A 17,659-nucleotide genomic window follows, 5' to 3' on the forward strand; every position below is an offset into this window, starting at 1 on the left:
TGGCAATCGTGCCGGTTACTGGAACTGGTCTCGCAGGGACTTGTACAGGGCCTGGAAGCGCGCGTGCCTTGCCTTGTGGACGCCAGCGCCTTCGGCCGACGGCATCAACTTCTGTTTCACCGGCGGCAGCGTGCACACCTCGGCCACGTCGCCGCCATCCGCCAGCCAAGCCAGCCGCGCCGCGCCCAGCGCCCCGCCCGTCTCGCTGCCTGCATAGAGCGTTAGCGTCACGCCGAAGATGTCGGCCAGCAACTGCCCCCACCACACGCTGCGGGCGCCGCCGCCGACCAGCGCCATCTCGCGCATCGGCATGTCTTCCGGCAGCCGCAGGGTGTCGAAGCCGTCGCGCAGGCCGAAGCTCACGCCCTCGACCACGGCATAGGCGATCTCCGCCGGCCCGTGCGCATGCGTGAACCCGAAGAGCACGCCCTGCGCGTTGGGGTTGTTGTGCGGTGAACGCTCGCCCGAGAGGTACGGCAGGAACAGCGGGCAGCGTTCGCGCTGCGCCGGCGGAACGCTTGCTGCGGCTTCGAGCAGCGCCGCCTCGTCGGCGAACCTGAAGGTCTTCGCGGCCCAGCTCACCGCGCTGGCGGCCGAGAGCATCACCGACATCTGGTGCCAGCGCTTCGGCAGCGCATGGCAGAAAGCATGCATCGCCTGCGCGGGGTTCGGCAGGAAGCGGTCGGTCGACACGAACACCACGCCCGAGGTGCCGAGCGAGACGAAGCCCTGCCCCGGCTCGACCAGCCCCATGCCGACCGCGCTCGCCGCGTTGTCGCCGGCACCACCGGCGATCTTCACGCCGTCGCGCAGGCCCCATCTCGCAGCCAGCTCGGGCTTGAGCTGTGCCGATACCTCGCTGCCCTCCACCAGCTTCGGCATGTGCGCACGCGTCAGTCCGGTGGCAGCGAGCAGCTCGTCGGACCAGTCGCGCGCGCCCACGTCGAGCCACAGCGTACCCGCGGCGTCCGACATCTCGCTGACGGCCTCGCCGCTGAGCATGAAGCGCAGCCAGTCCTTCGGCAGCAGCACGCGCGCGACGCGGCCGAAGACCTCGGGCTCGTGCTCGCGCACCCACAGCAGCTTGGGCGCGGTGAAGCCGGGCATCGCGAGGTTGCCAGCGATCTCGCCGAGCCTGGGCACGGCACGCGCGAGCGCCTCGCACTGGGCGCCGCTGCGGCCGTCGTTCCACAGGATCGCGGGGCGCAGCACTTCGCCTGCTTCGTCGATCAGCGTGGCGCCGTGCATCTGGCCCGACAGGCCGATGGCGCGGACCGCCGCGAGTTCTTCGGGATGCGACTTGCCCAGCGCACGCATCACTTCTTCGAGCGCCTGCCACCACTGCTGCGGCGCCTGCTCCGACCACAGCGGCTGCGGCCGTTCGACGGTGAGCGGCGCACGGGCCACGCCCACGATGCGGTGGTCGTCGGCGAGCAAGAGCGCCTTGAGCTCGGACGTGCCGAGGTCGAGTCCCAGATACAAGATGAACCCCTTGTTTGTTCAGATTGCCGTGCTTTCGCGCGGCGGACTTACGAAGAACCCGCTTTCCCTTCAAGGAACACCGAGGAACCTGCTTTGCCGGGCCTGCGGTGTTGCCCCCGGAGAGGGGGTTGGCGAAGTGACACGAAGTGCGCGCAGCCTGGGGGAGAAACTCATACCCCGAACCGGGTGTCGGCCTGCTTGCGGAACTCGCTCGGCGTCATGCCCTTGATCTCGAGAAAGCGGCGGTTGAAGTTCGCCACGTTGTTGAAGCCCACCTGGTAGCAGATGTCGGTCACGTAGTGGTCGGTCTGCATCAGCAGGTGGCAGGCGCTGTTGATGCGCACGCGGTTGACGAAGTCGGTGAAGCTGTTGCCGGTGGAGCGCCTGAAGAAGCGGCTGAAGCGGCTCTCGCTCATGCCCAGCTCGGCCGCCACGTCCGACATCGAGATCGGCTCGGCCATGTTGTTGGTGATGCGGTTGACGATGCCGTTGATCTGGTCGACCTGCGCATCGCCGTCGGCGCCCTGCGCTCCCTGCATCTGCACGCTCGACAGCAGCCGGTAGTCGGTGCATTGCGCCAGGTCGGCCATGAAGTCGAGGAACAGGCCCAGGCGGCGCACGCCGCGCGCGGCCTTGATGCGGTCCCAGTGCGACTGCGCCTGCTGCGACATGCCGAAGAACTCGATGCCGTGGCGCGCCCGCTCCAGCAGCTGCATCACCTCGCGCAGCTCGGGAATCTGCTGCGCGGCATGCTCGATGGGCTCGTGGCGGAACTGGATCACGCGGTCGCGCCCGGCCGCACCGCCCTCGGGCACGTCGAGCGAGATCCAGTTGTGCGGCAGCCGCGGCCCGCACAGCACCAGGTGCCCCGGCTGGAAGGGCCCGATCCAGTCGCCGATGAAGGCCTTGCCCGATGTCTCGGTGATCAGGTGAAGCTCGTAGTCCTCATGGAAGTGCCATCGCACCAGCGGGCTCGGGAAGCCGTGCGCGAGGCAGCGCACCAGGCCGGTTTCTTCGGGGGCTTCGTAGCCCAGCGAGGGCGACCGCGCGAAGTCGCGCTCCAGTTCGGGCTGGCGCTGGCGGGGAATCGAGCGCTTGCGGGTGGACGTCGTCATGATGGCAGCACGGCTCAGGGCCGGGAAGCAGCAGCAACAGCGGTATTTTGTGCCTTCGCCAGCGCGGCGTGAACCGCCTCCAGCGTCGGTGGATCGGCACCCTCGCGGGTGCAGTTGAGGGCGGCGGCGGTGGCGGCGAAACCCATCACGGCCTTCCAGTCTTCGTCGGCCAGCGCGTCGATCTGACCGGGCTGCTCGATGCCGTGCGAGAGCAGCGCCACCGACAGACCAGCCGTGAAGGTGTCGCCCGCGCCGATGGTGTCGACCACGGTGACGCGCGGCGCCGCCACGCTCAGCGGCGCATGGCCCGTGCGCCAGAGCGTCGCGCCGTCGCCGCCGCGCGTGACGATCACGGCGCGTGCGCCGGCCTTCAGGCACTCGGCGGCCAGCGCATCGACGGGCTGCCCGGGCGCGAGCAGCGCGGCGTCCTCGTCGCTGAGCTTGACCAGGTCGGCCATGCCGAACCAGCCGTGCACGCGCTCGCGGTAGGCGGCCATGTCGGAGATCAGGCTGGGCCGCACGTTCGGGTCGAACACGATCACGCGCTGCCCGCGGTTGGCCGCGATCAGGTCGGCGATGCGCGCGGCGGCCGGGTCCTGCAGCAGCGAGATCGAGCCGAAGTGCAGGAAGCGGCATTCAGCCGGCAGCTGCGGCAGCGGCTCGGGCGCCCAGGTGGCGTCGGCGCTGCCTTGCGTATAGAAGGCGTAGCGGTTGGTCTGCGGGGTGCGCTCGACGAAGGCCAGCGTCGAAGGCGCGTTGCTGCGCAGGATGAAGCTGGTGTCCACGCCGTTGCGCTGCAGGAAGCCCATGAGCCGCTCGCCGAACAGGTCGGTGGACAGCTGCGTGAGAAAGCCCGTCGGCTGACCGAGCCGCGCGCAGGCCACGGCCGTGTTGAGCGGCGAGCCGCCCTCGTGCCCCAGGAACGCCAGGTTGCCAGCCTCGCTGGCGGTGAAATCGATGAGGGCTTCGCCCGTGAGTGCTATGCGCATGATGGCTGGATTCTGGATCAGGGCAGGTCGCGCGCGTCGGCCAGGAAGCCGCTTTCAGCGGCCAGCGTGGCGGGATGATCGAGCAGCTCGGAAAACAGGCGCGGCGGGATGGTGATCGCGCCCACGCCGATCTTCAGCAGCGAAAGGTAGGCCTCGCGCGAGCGGATGCTGGCCACCAGCAGCCGCGTGCCCGACGCGGGCCGCTGCGCCACCAGCGCCTGCATCTGCGCGATCAGCCCCAGCCCGTCGGCGCCGGAGTCTTCCAGCCGGCCCAGGTACGGTGCGGCATAGGCGGCACCCAGCTGCGCCGCGAAGTGCGCCTGCTCGGGCGCGTACACCGCCGTCCAGGTGACCGGCACGCCCTGCGCGATGAGCCGCGCGCCGGCCGCCAGGCCTTGGCGCGTGGCCGGGATCTTCACCACCAGCTGGCCGGGCGCGAAGTGCGCGAGCAGCGCCTGCGCGTCCTCCAGCATGCCGTCGGCGTCCTGCGAATACACCTGCGCCTGCACCTGCCTGGCACCCAGCTCGATGCAGCGGCGCAGCAGGCCGGGCACGCCGGCGCGGCCGATGCCGGCACGCCTGAGCAGCGTCGGGTTGGTCGTCACGCCGTGCACCACGGGGTGCGGCAGGCAGGACTGCAGCTCGGCCATGTCGGCGCTGTCGAGGTACAGGTGGAAGTCTTGGTTCATCGGGTCTCAGCTCATGACGTTGCCGCCGTCGACATTGAGGGTCTGCGCCGTGATGTAGCGCGCCTCGTCGCTGGCGAGGAACACCGCCGCCCCCGCGATGTCGTCCGGCACGCCCATGCGTCCGAGCGGCACCGCCAGGCCGACCTGCCGCTTCTTCTCTCCGGGCGGCAGTCCTTCGGCCCTGGCGAACAGGCTGTCGACATGGTCCCACATCGGCGTGTCGACCACACCGGGGGCGATGCCGTTGACGCGGATGCCGTGCGGCGCCATGGCCAGCGCGGCGCTCTGGGTGTAGCTGATGACGGCCGCCTTGGTCGCGCAGTAGTGCGACACCAGCGCCTCGCCGCGCCGCCCGGCCTGCGAGGCCATGTTGATGACCGACGCGCCCTGCGTGCCGGCCTCCACCATGTGGCGCAGCACCGCCTGCATCACAAAGAACATGCCCTTCACGTTGACGGCGAAGAGACGGTCGAACGAGGCCTCGTCGCTGTCGAGCAGGGGCGCGAGATCGAACACCGCCGCGTTGTTGAACAGCGTGTGGATCGGCCCGAAGGCGACCTGCGCCTCGGCCAGCATGTGGGCGATGGCCTGCGTGTCGGTCACGTCGGCCGCGATGTAGGCGAGGCCGTCGGGGTGGCGCTGCTGCAGTGCGCGCACGGCCTCGGGAGCGGCGGGCGCACGGTCGATCACCGTGCAGCGCGCGCCCTCGCCGATGCAGGCCGCGGCCACGGCCAGCCCGATGCCGCCGCCGGCGCCGGTCAGCAGCACGTGCCTGCCCTGCAGCCGGCCGCTCATGGCCTGTGCCCCGAAGCGGCCTGCACGAAGCGCGCGACGCGTTCGTTCGCGCGACGCACGGCGTCGATCAGGCGCTGGTCGCCCGCGATGTCGCCCCACAGCCCCACGTCGGAACACAGTGCGACCACAGGGTCTGCAGCGTCGCAGATCGCGTGCGCCACGGCCTCGTCCATGCCCTGGTCCTGGTAGGCGTAGGGCAGCGCGCCCCTGTGCCAGCGCTGCAGGAAGGCCAGGAACAGCGCAGGCAGCATCGCCACGCTCTCGATGGGCTGTCCGGCCGCGAGGCGCTCGCGCACCGTCGGTGCGATGAAGCCAGGGATCTTCGAGAAGCCGTCCGCCGCCACGCGCTGGTTGGTGTCGCGGATGGCGGGGTTGCCGAAGCGGTCGAGCACCACGTCGCGATACGCCGCGAGGTCGATGGGGCTGGGAGTCAGGCAGGGAATGACGTCGTCGGTGACGTAGTCGTAGGCCATCTTGCGGATGGCCGCGTCGTGCGTGCCCTCGTGGATGAAGCCGAGCCCCACCAGCGTGCCCGCCCAGGCCACGCAGCTGTGCGTGGCGTTGAGGATGCGGATCTTGGCCTCTTCATAAGGCTGCACCGACTCGACCAGCTGCACGCCCACGCGGCCCCAGTCGGGCCGGCCGGCCGCGAAGTCGTCCTCGATCACCCACTGGATGAAGCTCTCGCCGGTGATGGCAGCCGCGTCGTCGCGACCCGTGGCAGCCTTCACGCGCGCGCGCAGCTCGGGCGGCGGGCGCGGCGTGATGCGGTCGACCATCGCGTTCGGGCAGCGCGTGTTCGCCTTCACCCAGGCGAGCAGATCGGCATCGCCCGCCAGTTCGATGAATTCCAGCAGGCCGGCACGGAAGCGGTCGCCGTTGTGGCGCAGGTTGTCGCAGTTCAGCAGCGTCAGCGGGCCGGCGTTCGTGGCCTTGCGCGCACGCAGGATGGCGCAGACGGCGCCGTAGATCGTCACGCCCTTGCCTTCGGTCTCGCCGCTTTCGCCGCGGCGCGCGCGCTCCACGTCGGCCGCGAGGTCGGGGAACGACAGGTCGAGCCTGCCCTTGTCGTCGAGGTAGTAGCCCGCCTCGGTCACGGTGAAGGACACGATACGCGTCGAGGGCGCCGCGCCGCGCGCGATCACCTTGGCCAGCGAGGGCTCCCAGGGCAGCACCTCGCGAATCGCGGAGATATCCTCGTAGCGGTACTCGCCCGCGGGGGAGACGGTTTCGAGCGTGTAGCGCCCGCCCTGCGCCTCTAGCGCTGCGACGACCTCGGCCATGTCCGGCCGGATGTTGGCGCCGGAGATCGACCAGCGGGTGTCGCCCGCGTCGATCAGCCGCTGCAGGTACACGGCCTGGTGGGCGCGGTGGAACGAGCCCAGGCCGAGATGGAGCACCGTGAACTCGGAAGGAGCCGGTGGAGTTTGCGCAATGGTCACGAGAAGGTCCGTTGAAAAGACGGTGGACGGAAAGTCGATGTCACGCGAAGACCGAACGGCCCTCGCGGTTGAAGAGATGGAGCACCGACGGATCGAGCTCCACCGCCACGTCGTCGCCGGCCTGCAGCGGCGTGCGGTCGTTCTGACGCGCGATCAGCGGCACCCCGCCCACGTCGACGTGGATCAGCGTGTCGGCGCCCAGTGCCTCCACCAGCTCGACGCGGCCGAGCACGTCCGACACCGGCGCGCCCTGCTTCGGATGCACGCGCAGCCCCTCGGGGCGCACGCCCAGGAAGCCGTCGGCGGGCAGCCTGCCTCCGGTGGCGGCGGAGAAGGTGGGAATCGCGTTCGCCGCCACCATGTTCATCGACGGCATGCCGATGAACTGCGCGACGAATTGGTTGGCTGGGCGGTCGTACAGCTCCAGCGGCGAGCCGACCTGCTCGATCAGCCCGTCCCTCAGCACCACCACGCGGTCGGCCAGCGTCATGGCCTCGACCTGGTCGTGCGTCACGTAGATGGTGGTCGCGCCGAGCGCGCGGTGCAGCTTGTGGATCTCCACGCGCGTGTTGCCGCGCAGCGCGGCGTCGAGGTTCGACAGCGGCTCGTCGAACAGGAACACCTTCGGAGCACGCACGATGGCGCGCCCGATGGCCACCCGCTGGCGCTGGCCGCCCGAGAGGTCCTTGGGCGTGCGGTCGAGGTACTGCGTGAGGTTCAGCGTCTTCGCCGCGTACTCGACCTTGGTCTTGATCTCGCTCTTGGAGACGCCCGCGAGCTTGAGCGCGAAGGACATGTTGTCGTACACGCTCATGTGCGGATAGAGCGCATAGCTCTGGAACACCATCGCGAGATCGCGCTTGCCCGATGGCGCCCAGGTGATGTCCTTGCCGTCCAGCAGCAGGTTGCCGCTGGTGATCGGCTCCAGCCCCGCGATCAGCCGCAGCAGCGTCGACTTGCCGCAGCCCGAGGGCCCGACGAAGACGATGAACTCGCCCTTCTGGATCTGCAGGTCGACGCCCTTGATGATGTTGACTTCACCAAAGCTCTTCTTGATATTCTTGAGTTCGAGGTAGGCCATTCACGACTCCTTGATGTTTTGTGGGCGGGCAAACGAGGCGCCCACAGCGCTCGAGAGCGCGCAGCGCAATCCGGGGGTTGGCGAAGCGACACGAAGTGCGCAAAGACTGGGGGTGGTGTTCATTTCACGGCACCGAAGGTCAGGCCTTGAACGAGCTGCTTCTGGCTGAACCAGCCGAACACCACGATGGGCGCAATCGCCATCAGCGAAGCGGCGGACAGCTTGGCCCAGAACAGCCCCTCTGGGCTGGAGTACGAAGCGATGAGCGTGGCCAGCGTGCCCGCCTTGGCGGAGCTGAGGTTGAGCGCCCAGAAGGCCTCGTTCCAGCTCAGCACCAGGCACAGCAGGCCGGTGGATGCGAGGCCGCCCACCGACAGCGGCATCACGACGTGCCGGAACTCGGTCCAGAGGCTGGCGCCGTCCATGCGCGCGGCTTCGAGGATCTCGGGCGGGATGTCCTTGAAGGCGCTGTAGAGCATCCACACCATGATCGGCAGGTTCGACAGCGTGAACACGATGGTCAGCGCGGTGAGCGAATCCAGCAGGCCCGCGGTCTGCGCGATCACGTAGATCGGCACCAGCGCACCGACCGCCGGCATCATCTTGGTGGAGAGCATCCACATCAGGATGTCGCGCGTCTTCTTCGTGCGGAAGAAGGCCATAGAGTACGCGGCAGGCGCCGCGATCAGCAGGCCCAGGATGGTCGAGCCCAGGCTGGTGATGAGCGAGTTGCGCGCATACAGCAGGTAGTCGCTGCGGCGCTGCACCTCGCCGAAGTTGTCGAGCGTGGGCTCGAAGATGAAGAGCGGCGGCACATGGATCGCCTGCAGCTCCGTCTTGAAGGCCGTGAGGAACAGCCAGCCGAGCGGAAAGAACAGCAGCAGCGCGACGGCCCACGCGCCGACGGTGCGCAGCAGCTGCGGCAGGAAGTTGCTGGGTTGCATGATCTGGCTACTCCACTGCTGGTTGATTCGAGACTGGATCAGTTCCAGGAACACCACGGAACCGGCTTTGCCGGGCCGTCGGTGTTGCCCCCTGCAAGGGGGTTGGCGAAGCGACACGAAGTGCGCGAAGACTGGGGGTGTGCCACATGACTAATCAAGGTTCTTGCCGATGATGCGGATGAGGAACACGGCCACGATGTTGGCCAGCACCACCGCGAAGAGCGCCCCCGCCGAAGCCACGCCCACGTCGAAGTTCATGAGCGACTGCTTGAAGATCATGTAGGTCATGTTCGTGCTCTCGTTGCCGGGCCCGCCGTTGGTGGTGATGGCGATCTCGGCGAACACGCTGAGCAGGAAGATCATCTCGATCATGATCACCACCGCCATGGGGCGCGCGAGGTGCGGGATGGTGAGATAGAAGAAGCGCTGGAACGCGCTCGCGCCGTCCATGCGCGCGGCCTCCATCTGCTCGCGGTCGAGCGACTGCAGCGAGGTGATGAAGATCAGGCAGGCGAAGGGCAGCCATTGCCAGGCCACCATGATGATCACCGACAGCAGCGGCACGTCGGTGAGCCAGTCGACGGGCTGCGCGCCGAAGATGCGCCACACGTCGGCCAGGATGCCGTAGATGGGGTTCATCATCATGTGCTTCCACAGCAGCGCGTTGACCGCGGGCATGACGAAGAAGGGCGAGATCAGCAGCACGCGCACGATGCCGCGTCCCGGGAAGGGCTCGTTCACCAGCAGCGCGAGCAGCACGCCGAGCACCACGGTGATGACGATCACGCTGCCGATCAGCAGCAGGGTGTTCCAGGTGGCCGGCCAGAAGTCGGGGTCGGTGATGAAGTAGTGAAAGTTCTCGATGCCCGCGAAGGTGCGCTCGCCCGGCTGCATGAGGTTGTAGTTCACGAGCGAGAAGTACAACGTCATCACCAGCGGCACGATCATCCAGAGGAAGAGCGTGAGCACGGCGGGCGCCATGAGGGCGCGGGGCAGGAGTCTTTTCATTGTGTGTCCTCTCTGGGGGCTGTTGCCCCCTCTCCCGCTCGCGGGAGAGGGTTGGGGTGAGGGCATGCGGCCCATGCGGTGGGCACGCCGCCCCCTCACCCTGCCCTCTCCCCGAGGGGAGAGGGTAAGAAGGCGGCTTACTTGTAGTAGCCCGCTTTCTTCATTTCACGCTCAGCCGCCGTCTGCGAAGTCTTCAGTGCCTGGTCGACCGTGACCTTGCCCGACAGCGCCGCGCTCATCTGCTGCCCCACTGCCACGCCGATCGCCTGGAACTCGGGAATGGCCGCGTACTGCACGCCCACGTACGGCGACTTCGGCAGCGTGCTGTCGGTCAGGTTCGCGCTGTCGATCGCCTTCTTCTCGGCCGCGGCGAACTTGGCGACCTTCTGGAACTCGGGGTTCGCGTAGGTCGACTTGCGCGTGCCGGTCGGCACCGAGGCCCAGCCGGTTTCCTTGGCCACGAGCGCGATGTAGTCCTTCGAAGTGGCCCACTTGATGAACTTCTGCGCCGCCTCGTCCTTGGTCGAACTGGCCGGGATGGCGAGGTTCCACGACCACAGCCAGTTGGCACCCTTGGGCGTGGCGGCGGTGGGCGCCTGCGCGAAGGCCACCTTGTCGGCCACCTTCGACTGCTTCGGGTCGCTGATGAAAGAGGCCGCGATGGTCGCGTCCACCCAGGCCGCGCACTTGCCTTCATTGAAGAGCGCGAGGTTCTCGTTGAAGCTGTTGGCCGAGGCGCCCGGAGGGCCGTCCTTCTTCATCAGGTCGACGTAGAAGGCGATGGCGTCCTTCCAGGGCTTGGTGTCGATCTGCGGCTTCCACTGCATGTCGAACCACTGGCCGCCGTTGGTGTTGACCAGCGTGGTCAGGAAGGCCATGTTGTCGCCCCAGCCCGGCTTGCCGCGCAGGCACATGCCGTAGACGCCCGCCTTCGGGTCGTTGGCCTTGTCGGCGAACTCCTTCACCTGCGCCCATGTGGGCTGCTCGGGGAACTTCACGCCCACCTTGTCGGCCAGGTCCTTGCGGTACATGAGCATCGAGCTCTCGCCGTAGAAAGGCGCAGCGTAGAGCTTGCCCTCGTTCGACAGGCCGTCGCGGATGGCGGGCAGCAGGTCGTCCACGTCGTAGGCGGCGTCGGTGGCGATGGGCTTGAGCCAGCCCTTCTTCGACCAGATCGGCGTCTCGTACAGGCCGATGGTCATCACGTCGAACTGGCCGCCCTTGGTGGCGATGTCGGTGGTCACGCGCTGGCGCAGCGTGCCTTCTTCCAGCGTGACCCACTTGAGCTTGATGTCGGGGTTGGCCTTCTCGAAGAAGGGGGTGAGCTTCTGCATCTCGATCATGTGGCCGTTGTTCACGGTCGCGATCACGAGCTCGGTGGCGGCCTGCGAGACGACGCCAGTACCGATCAGTGCGAGGACGAGGCCCGCTTTCAGAAAACGCTTCATGTTGTCTCCTAGAGGAAGTGAGCGACGCCCTCTTTCTGTCTGTCGGGTCGCCGTGCCGCGAATTCTGGAGAAGCGGGCCTGCGATTTTGGTACTGGTGCCGCCGTCACCAGTACTTTCATGCATCGATTGGCTAGTGAAATCCCTAATCGATGCAATACAGCATGGAAATTGGCAAGCCAAAGGCCTCAGGCGCTGCCAAGCAGCTGGCGACGCAGCTGCGCCGCCGCGGGCGACAGCGCCCGGTCGGCGCGGGTGATCAGGCAGATCGGCGGCACCCGCACCGGCAGTTCGACCGGCACCACGCGCAGCACGCCCAGGCGGGCGTAGTGGCCGGCCTGCGAGGCGGGCATCACGGCCGCCATGTCGGAGTTCTCCAGCAAGGCGGTGATGGCGATGGGCGATGCCGTTTCGATGATGTCGAGCCGGTCGGAAATGCCCGCCTCGCGCATCGCCGCCTCGAAGCGCCCGCGCTGCGGCGAGCCCGGCGGCTGCAGCACCCACGACCAGCCCGCCATCTCGGCCAGCGTGACGTTGCCGCGCTCGAACACCGGATGGGCGGCGCGCACCACCACCACCTGCGATTCGCCCAGTAGCGGCACGCTCGCGTACTTCGCCTCGTCGTGGCCGTCTGTGAGACGGCCCAGCACGAAGTCGACATCGCCCTGCTCCAGCTGCGCCTGGATCACGTCGCTGGTCTCGACGACGACCGACACCGCCACCTGCGGATGCCGGCGGTGGTATTCCACCAGCGCCGGCGCCAGCAGCTGCGGCACCGCACCCGGCACGCTGCCCACACGCAGTGCGCCGCTCAGCCCCGAGCGCAGGGCCAGCATCTCTTCGCGGGCGCTGCCGAAGTCGCTGAGCACGCGGCGGGCATAGCGGATCAGGATCTCGCCGTAGGGCGTGGGCTCCATGCCGCGCGCCAGGCGCTCGAAGAGCTTCTCGCCCAGCGAATCCTCCAGCTGCTGCAGCAGCTTGGTGGCCGCCGGCTGGCTGATGTTCATGGCCTCGGCCGCCCGGCCCAGATGGCGATGGGTGTCGAGCCGGGCCAGCAGCAGCAGCTGGCGCGGCCGCACCAGGAGCATCAGCGAAGCGTCGGAAGGCCCTTGTGTCATGCACAAAAGTATATGAAGCCCCGGCCATTTTCGATTGGATCGCACGGGCGTTGCTCCGTACGCTTGCCCCACTACAAGCAGGAGACAAACCCGATGAAGCGTTCTTTTCTCGCCCACGCGACTGGGCTGGCAGGGCTGGCAGGCCTGGCGGCCGCCGCGGTGCTGACAGCTGTGCCGGCCGGCGCACAGCAGCAGCAACAGCCCTATCCCGACAAGCCGATGCGCATCATGGTCGGCGCCTCGCCCGGCGGCGGCACCGACATCCTGGCGCGGGTGCTGGCCGACAAGTTCTCGCCCGCGCTCAAGCAGCCGGTGGTGGTCGAGAACCGGCCGGGCGCCTCCAACACCATCGCGGGCGAGCTCACCGCCCGCGCGCCGGCCGACGGCGCCACGCTGCTGCTGGCCACCAACACGGCGCAGGCGGTGGCACCGCACATCCTCAAGCTCAAGTACGACCCGCTGAAAGACCTGCAGCCCGTGGGCCTGGTGGCGGTGATGCCGAACGTGCTGGTCGTGTCCGCCAGCTCGCCCTACAGGTCGGTGAAGGACCTGGTGGCGGCCATGGCCGCGAAGCCCGGCAGCTTCAAGTACGCCTCTTCCGGCATCGGCAGCACGCAGCACGTGGGCGGCGAGGCCTTCAACCTGGCCACCGGCATGAAGTCGATCCACGTGCCCTACAAGGGCAGCTCGCAGGCGCACGTCGACATCATCGCGGGCGAGGTCGACATGATGTTCGACAGCACCTCCTCGGCCATGGGCCAGATCAAGGCCGGCAAGTTCCGCGCGCTCGCGGTGAGCGCGCCGCAGCGCTCGCCCGAGCTGCCCGACGTGCCCACGCTGGCCGAGCAGGGCATCAAGGGCGCCGACGTGTCGACCTGGTACGGCCTCTACGTCACCGCCGGCACGCCGCGCCCTGCGGTGGAGCGCCTGAGCGCAGAACTCTCGCGCACGCTGAAGCTGGCCGACGTGCAGACGCGCATCAAGGCCCTGGGCGGCGAGCCCGGCGGGCTGACTGGCGAACCCTTCGCAGCGATGAACCGGCAGGAGTTCGACCACTACGGCCAGCTCGTGCGCGACGCCAACATCAAGGCCGAATGAGGCGGCCGGACTCTCTTTCACTCCTTCCCCCTGCCCTTCCCCTTCAACCGCATCCGACCGACACCATGTCCCTTTCCTCCTCCCAGACTCCAGGCGTGACTTCCGCCAAGCCCCGCATCGCCGTGCTGCTCGGCGACCCGAGCGGCATCGGCCCCGAGATGGCGGTGAAGCTGCTCGCGCGGCAGCGCAACCTCGACGCTGCGCGCGTGCTGCTGATCGCCGACCCGGCCGTGCTCGCGTCCGGCGAGCGCATCGCGGGCGACAGGCTGAACCCGCTGCGGGTGGACAGCCTCGACGCAGTGCGCTTCGAGGACGGCCGCCCCACCCTGCTCGCAAGGGACTGGATGGAGGGCCGCGAGCCGGTGCTGGGCGAGTCGAACGAACACTCGGGCCGGGCCTCGTTCGAGGCGCTGGAACTGGCCACGCTGGCGGTTCGGCGCGGGCAGGCCGAGGGCATCCTCTTCGCGCCGCTCAACAAGCATTCGCTGCGCCTGGGCGGCCTGGTGCACGAGGACGAGCTGCGCTACATGCAGGAGCGCTTCGCGGTGGAAGGCTTCGTCTGCGAATTCAACCTCACGGGTTCGCTGTGGACTTCGCGCGTGACCTCGCACATTCCGCTGAAGGACGTGGCCAGCCACATCACGGTGCAGGGCGTGAGCGACGCGGTGAAGATCATCGCCAATGCCCTGCAGCGCGCAGGCGTGGCGCAGCCGCGCATCGCGGTGACGGGGCTCAATCCGCACGCGGGCGACGGCGGCTCCATCGGCATGGAGGAGATCGAGATCATCGCGCCCGCCATCGAACGGCTGCGCGCCGAGGGCCTCGATGCGCGCGGCCCCTTCTCGCCCGACACGGTGTTCATCGGCGCGCGGCGCGGCGATGTCGATGCGGTGGTGTCGATGTACCACGACCAGGGCCAGATCGCGATGAAGCTCATGGGCTTCGAGCAGGGCGTGACGCTGCACGGCGGCCTGCCGGTGCCGGTCGCGACCTCGGCCAGCGGCAGCGCCTTCGACATCGCGGGCAAGGGCATCGCGAAGATCGAGGGGCTGCAGCAGGCCTTCGACCTGTGCGTGCGCATGGCGGCCGGCGCGCCCGTGCGGACGCAGGCACCGTCGGCAGCCACGGCCTGAGGCATCGCGCAGGCCGCACACCAAAGAAAAAGGGCCGCTGCGCGGCCCTTCATTGGTGGCTTGAAAAAGGCTCAGGCTGCCGGCGGTTCGCCGTAGGCGTTGGACTCCGGCTGCGTCGGCTGCACGTAGAAGTAGATCAGCACGAGATTGACGAGCGGAATGAGGGCCAGCAGCAGCAGCCAGCCGGTCTTGCCGATGTCGTGCAGGCGGCGCGCGCCGACGGCCAGCGCCGGCAGCAGCAGCCCGAGTGCCGCGATGCCGTACACGAAGCGATGGATCAGGCTGGCCACGATGAGAACGACCAGCTGCGCGAGCACGAACCACCAGAACTCCGAGCGCGATGCACGCCCGCTGAAGTCCGCGTACTTGCTCAGACATGTCTTGACCGCTGTTTGAAAATCCATTGATCGACTCCTCTTTGTGTTGGTCCCAGGGAAATTTCCCCGGGCCATCATATAGACGCGTCTTTCAACGGCAAATACAGCCGTAAGCCATAGCCCGGCTTAAAACAAAAGGCTCCGAAAAGCCTTTGCCACAGGCGTCTGATCAGCTTCGCAGCCGCTCCAGCAGGCCCGCGGTGGAGGCATCGAGCCCCGTGATGTCGCCCGAAGCGAGGCGCGGTTCGATGTCCTTGGCGAGCACCTTGCCGAGCTCCACGCCCCACTGGTCGAAGCTGTTGATGCCCCACAGCGCGCCGCTGGTGAACACGCGGTGCTCGTACATGGCGAGGAATGCACCCAGCGCCTCGGGCGTGAGCTTCTCGAACACGAAGAAGCTGCTCGGCCGGTTTCCGGGGAAGTTCCTGTGGCCGCCCTCGTCGAGCTTGCCCACCATCAGCGCCTGGGCCTGTGCGAGCGCGTTGGCCAGCAGCTTCGGATGATGGCCTTCGAGGTCGTGCGAGGCATCGCGCACCGCCACGAACTCCAGCGGCGTCACGTCGGTGCCCTGGTGCAGCATCTGGAAGTAGGCATGCTGGCCGTTGGTGCCGGGCTCGCCCCACAGCACCGGCGAGGTGCCGAAGGCCAGCGGCTTGCCATCGGCGTCCACCTGCTTGCCGTTGCTTTCCATCTCGAGCTGCTGCAGATAGGCCGGCAGGCGCTTCAGGGCGCTGTGGTACGGCGCGATGCTGCGGCTCGTGAACTTGTGGAAGTTGCGGTACCAGACATCGAGCAGCCCGAGGCGCACCGGCAGGTTGCGCTCCAGCGGTGCGGTGCGGAAGTGCTCGTCCATCGCATGCGCGCCGGCGAGCAGCCTGCGGAAGCCGTCTGCACCGATGGCCAGCGCGATCGGCAGCCCGATGGCCGACCACAGCGAATAGCGCCCGCCCACCCAGTCCCAGAAGCCGAAGGTGGTGTCGATGCCGAACTTCTTCGCGGCTTCCACGTTGGTGGTGAGCGCGGCGAAGTGGCCCGAGATGTCGGTGCCGCCCGATTGCTCGTACCAGCGCTTGGCCGACTGCGCGTTGGTCATCGTCTCGGCGGTGGTGAAGGTCTTCGAGGCGATGAGGAACAGCGTGTGCTCCGGCGCCAGCCCCTTCAGCACGCCGGCCAGCTCGTGGCCGTCGACGTTCGAGACGAAGTGGAAGCGCTTGCCCGGCGCGGCGAATTCGGCCAGCGCCAGCACCGCCATCTGCGGGCCGAGGTCGGAGCCGCCGATGCCGATGTTGACCACGTCGGTGATCGTGTGGTCGGCGCGCACCTTCTCCGCATAGGCCAGCATCGCGTCGAGCGTGGCGTGCACCTCGCGCAGCTCGCTGGCCGTCTTGGGGCCCGTGGGCGCATCGGCCGGCGCGCGCAGCAGCGTGTGCAGCACGGCGCGGTCTTCGGTGTTGTTGATGTGCTCGCCGGCGAACATGGCGTCGCGGTGCGCCTCCAGGCCGCATTCGCGGGCCAGCTTGAAGAGCAGCTCCTCGGTGCGCGCGTCGATCAGGTTCTTCGACAGGTCGGCGAAGACGTGGGGCGCCTCCTGGCTGAAGCGCGCGAAGCGGCCGGCGTCATCCACGAAGGCATGGCGCAGGTCGAACTGCCTGCCCGCGGTGTCGAAGCCGGCCTGCAATTGCGCCCAGGCGGGCGCGCGGTCGCAGCGAAGGGTCATGGCCATCTTCAAGCGCCGCTTTCCTGCATGAGCTTCTCGAGCTTCACGGCGTCGGCCGCGAAGGCGCGGATGCCTTCGGCCAGCTTCTCGGTGGCCATGGCGTCTTCGTTCAGCGCGAATCGGAAGCCCGCCTCGTCGTAGCTGACCTTGGCGACGTCGGCGCCGGTGGACTTGGGGTCGAGCGCGCGCTGCAGCGGCTCGTTGCTCGCGGCCAGCTCGGCCAGCAGCTCGGGGCTGATGGTCAGCAGGTCGCAGCCGGCCAGCGCCTTGATCTGGCCGACGTTGCGGAAGCTCGCGCCCATCACTTCGGTCTTGATGCCGTGCTGCTTGTAGTACGCGTAGATCTGGCGGACCGACTTCACGCCGGGGTCGTTGGCGCCCGCGTTCGCGGCCTCGTCCCAGCTGGAGCCGGCGGACTTCTTGTACCAGTCGTAGATGCGGCCCACGAAGGGCGAGATCAGCTGCACGCCCGCCGCGCCGCAGGCCACGGCCTGCGCGAAGGAGAACAGCAGCGTCAGGTTGGTGCGGATGCCCTTGCGCTCCAGCTGGCGCGCGGCCTCGATGCCTTCCCAGGTGGAGGCCACCTTGATGAGCAGGCGCTTCTCGGTGTCGATGCCTTCGGCCTTGTAGAGGGCCACGATGCGCTCGCCGCGTGCGATGGTCGCTGCCGTGTCGAAGGACAGGCGGGCGTCGACCTCGGTGGAGACGCGGCCCGGAATGATGGAGAGGATCTCGGTGCCGAAGCTCACCAGCAGGCGGTCGATGACTTCGTCGAGCGGCTTGCCGGAATGCTTTTTCACGGCGGCGTCGAGCAGGGGCCGGTACTCGGGTTTCTGCACGGCCTTGAGGATCAGCGACGGATTGGTGGTCGCATCCTGCGGCTTGGAAATGCTGAGCTGTTTGAAGTCACCGGTGTCTGCGACGACGGTGGTCCACTGGCGGAGTGCATCGAGTTGGTTCATGAAATCATTATCCTGTGCCGGTTGTGACGAGACCTGCACGCAATTGCGCGCCGGCCGATGTTTTCATGCGCACCGTAGCACGGGTTTCCGCATGGCTCCATCGGCCTGAGCCGAGTGGGGTTGTCGGTTTCTTCTCCGGTTTCTTCTCCCCTTGGCGCCCTACAGCGCCTGTGGTCCGCGGCTGACGGCCCGGCACCCGGCCTGCGGCTAGGCTTTGCCGTACTGCGAATGTCTTCAGCAGACGCAAAGTCTTTCCCCTTCAG

At 68.0% G+C, this 17,659-nt stretch carries 16 protein-coding genes; 2 read left to right on the plus strand and 14 right to left on the minus strand.

What is annotated here, in order from left to right:
* Positions 1-15: 15 nt before the first annotated feature.
* The 11 genes from xylB to FHY06_RS08920 form a co-directional block, all read right to left on the minus strand.
* A complete protein-coding gene (xylB, locus tag FHY06_RS08870; RefSeq protein ID WP_184604517.1) occupies positions 16-1,482 on the minus strand; it encodes a xylulokinase in 1,467 nt (488 codons plus the stop codon).
* Between the two features lie 170 nt (positions 1,483-1,652).
* Positions 1,653-2,597 (minus strand): AraC family transcriptional regulator, encoded by a 945-nt coding sequence (locus FHY06_RS08875; protein ID WP_019654461.1) that lies wholly within the window; start codon positions 2,595-2,597, stop codon positions 1,653-1,655.
* Positions 2,598-2,611: 14 nt separating this feature from the next.
* Positions 2,612-3,586, minus strand: coding sequence for a carbohydrate kinase family protein (locus FHY06_RS08880; protein WP_184604520.1), 975 nt, complete (start codon positions 3,584-3,586; stop codon positions 2,612-2,614).
* Between the two features lie 17 nt (positions 3,587-3,603).
* Positions 3,604-4,275 (minus strand): transaldolase family protein, encoded by a 672-nt coding sequence (locus tag FHY06_RS08885; protein ID WP_184604523.1) that lies wholly within the window; start codon positions 4,273-4,275, stop codon positions 3,604-3,606.
* Between the two features lie 6 nt (positions 4,276-4,281).
* Entirely contained in the window at positions 4,282-5,070 is a 789-nt protein-coding gene (locus tag FHY06_RS08890) for an L-iditol 2-dehydrogenase (protein ID WP_132752329.1), read from the minus strand.
* A complete protein-coding gene (dalD, locus tag FHY06_RS08895; RefSeq protein WP_184605007.1) occupies positions 5,067-6,470 on the minus strand; it encodes a D-arabinitol 4-dehydrogenase in 1,404 nt (467 codons plus the stop codon). Before dalD ends, FHY06_RS08890 begins: the two co-directional genes overlap by 4 nt.
* Before the next feature lie 82 nt (positions 6,471-6,552).
* A complete protein-coding gene (locus tag FHY06_RS08900; RefSeq protein ID WP_019654466.1) occupies positions 6,553-7,593 on the minus strand; it encodes an ABC transporter ATP-binding protein in 1,041 nt (346 codons plus the stop codon).
* Positions 7,594-7,712: 119 nt separating this feature from the next.
* Positions 7,713-8,537 (minus strand): carbohydrate ABC transporter permease, encoded by an 825-nt coding sequence (locus FHY06_RS08905; RefSeq protein WP_019654467.1) that lies wholly within the window; start codon positions 8,535-8,537, stop codon positions 7,713-7,715.
* 150 nt (positions 8,538-8,687) lie between these two features.
* Positions 8,688-9,545: a carbohydrate ABC transporter permease gene (locus tag FHY06_RS08910; RefSeq protein ID WP_019654468.1), complete on the minus strand. Its 858-nt coding sequence runs from the start codon at positions 9,543-9,545 to the stop codon at positions 8,688-8,690.
* 137 nt (positions 9,546-9,682) lie between these two features.
* The gene (locus tag FHY06_RS08915) at positions 9,683-10,993 is read right to left on the minus strand and encodes an ABC transporter substrate-binding protein (protein ID WP_184604525.1); all 1,311 of its coding nucleotides are present in this window, start codon (positions 10,991-10,993) and stop codon (positions 9,683-9,685) included.
* Positions 10,994-11,179: 186 nt separating this feature from the next.
* Positions 11,180-12,109 carry a LysR family transcriptional regulator gene (locus FHY06_RS08920; protein WP_020723060.1) on the minus strand — a complete coding sequence of 310 codons (930 nt, stop codon included), beginning with the start codon at positions 12,107-12,109 and terminating at the stop codon, positions 11,180-11,182.
* 93 nt (positions 12,110-12,202) lie between these two features.
* On the opposite strand from FHY06_RS08920, the gene FHY06_RS08925 reads away from it, so the two are divergent.
* Positions 12,203-13,207 carry a Bug family tripartite tricarboxylate transporter substrate binding protein gene (locus FHY06_RS08925; protein WP_126182648.1) on the plus strand — a complete coding sequence of 335 codons (1,005 nt, stop codon included), beginning with the start codon at positions 12,203-12,205 and terminating at the stop codon, positions 13,205-13,207.
* 65 nt (positions 13,208-13,272) lie between these two features.
* On the plus strand, positions 13,273-14,340 hold the full coding sequence (locus tag FHY06_RS08930; RefSeq protein WP_184604528.1) for a 4-hydroxythreonine-4-phosphate dehydrogenase PdxA: 1,068 nt from the start codon (positions 13,273-13,275) through the stop codon (positions 14,338-14,340).
* A gap of 71 nt (positions 14,341-14,411) precedes the next feature.
* Here FHY06_RS08930 and FHY06_RS08935 read toward each other — a convergent pair whose 3' ends face one another.
* The 3 genes from FHY06_RS08935 to tal form a co-directional block, all read right to left on the minus strand.
* On the minus strand, positions 14,412-14,744 hold the full coding sequence (locus tag FHY06_RS08935; protein ID WP_019654473.1) for a DUF805 domain-containing protein: 333 nt from the start codon (positions 14,742-14,744) through the stop codon (positions 14,412-14,414).
* A 142-nt stretch (positions 14,745-14,886) separates the two neighbouring features.
* Positions 14,887-16,440 (minus strand): glucose-6-phosphate isomerase, encoded by a 1,554-nt coding sequence (pgi, locus tag FHY06_RS08940; RefSeq protein ID WP_184604530.1) that lies wholly within the window; start codon positions 16,438-16,440, stop codon positions 14,887-14,889.
* Between the two features lie 2 nt (positions 16,441-16,442).
* A complete protein-coding gene (gene tal / locus FHY06_RS08945; protein ID WP_132752325.1) occupies positions 16,443-17,396 on the minus strand; it encodes a transaldolase in 954 nt (317 codons plus the stop codon).
* Positions 17,397-17,659: the final 263 nt, after the last annotated feature.

Origin of the sequence: Variovorax atrisoli (assembly GCF_014195185.1) — a bacterium.
Taxonomy (GTDB): Bacteria; Pseudomonadota; Gammaproteobacteria; order Burkholderiales; family Burkholderiaceae_C; genus Variovorax; species Variovorax atrisoli.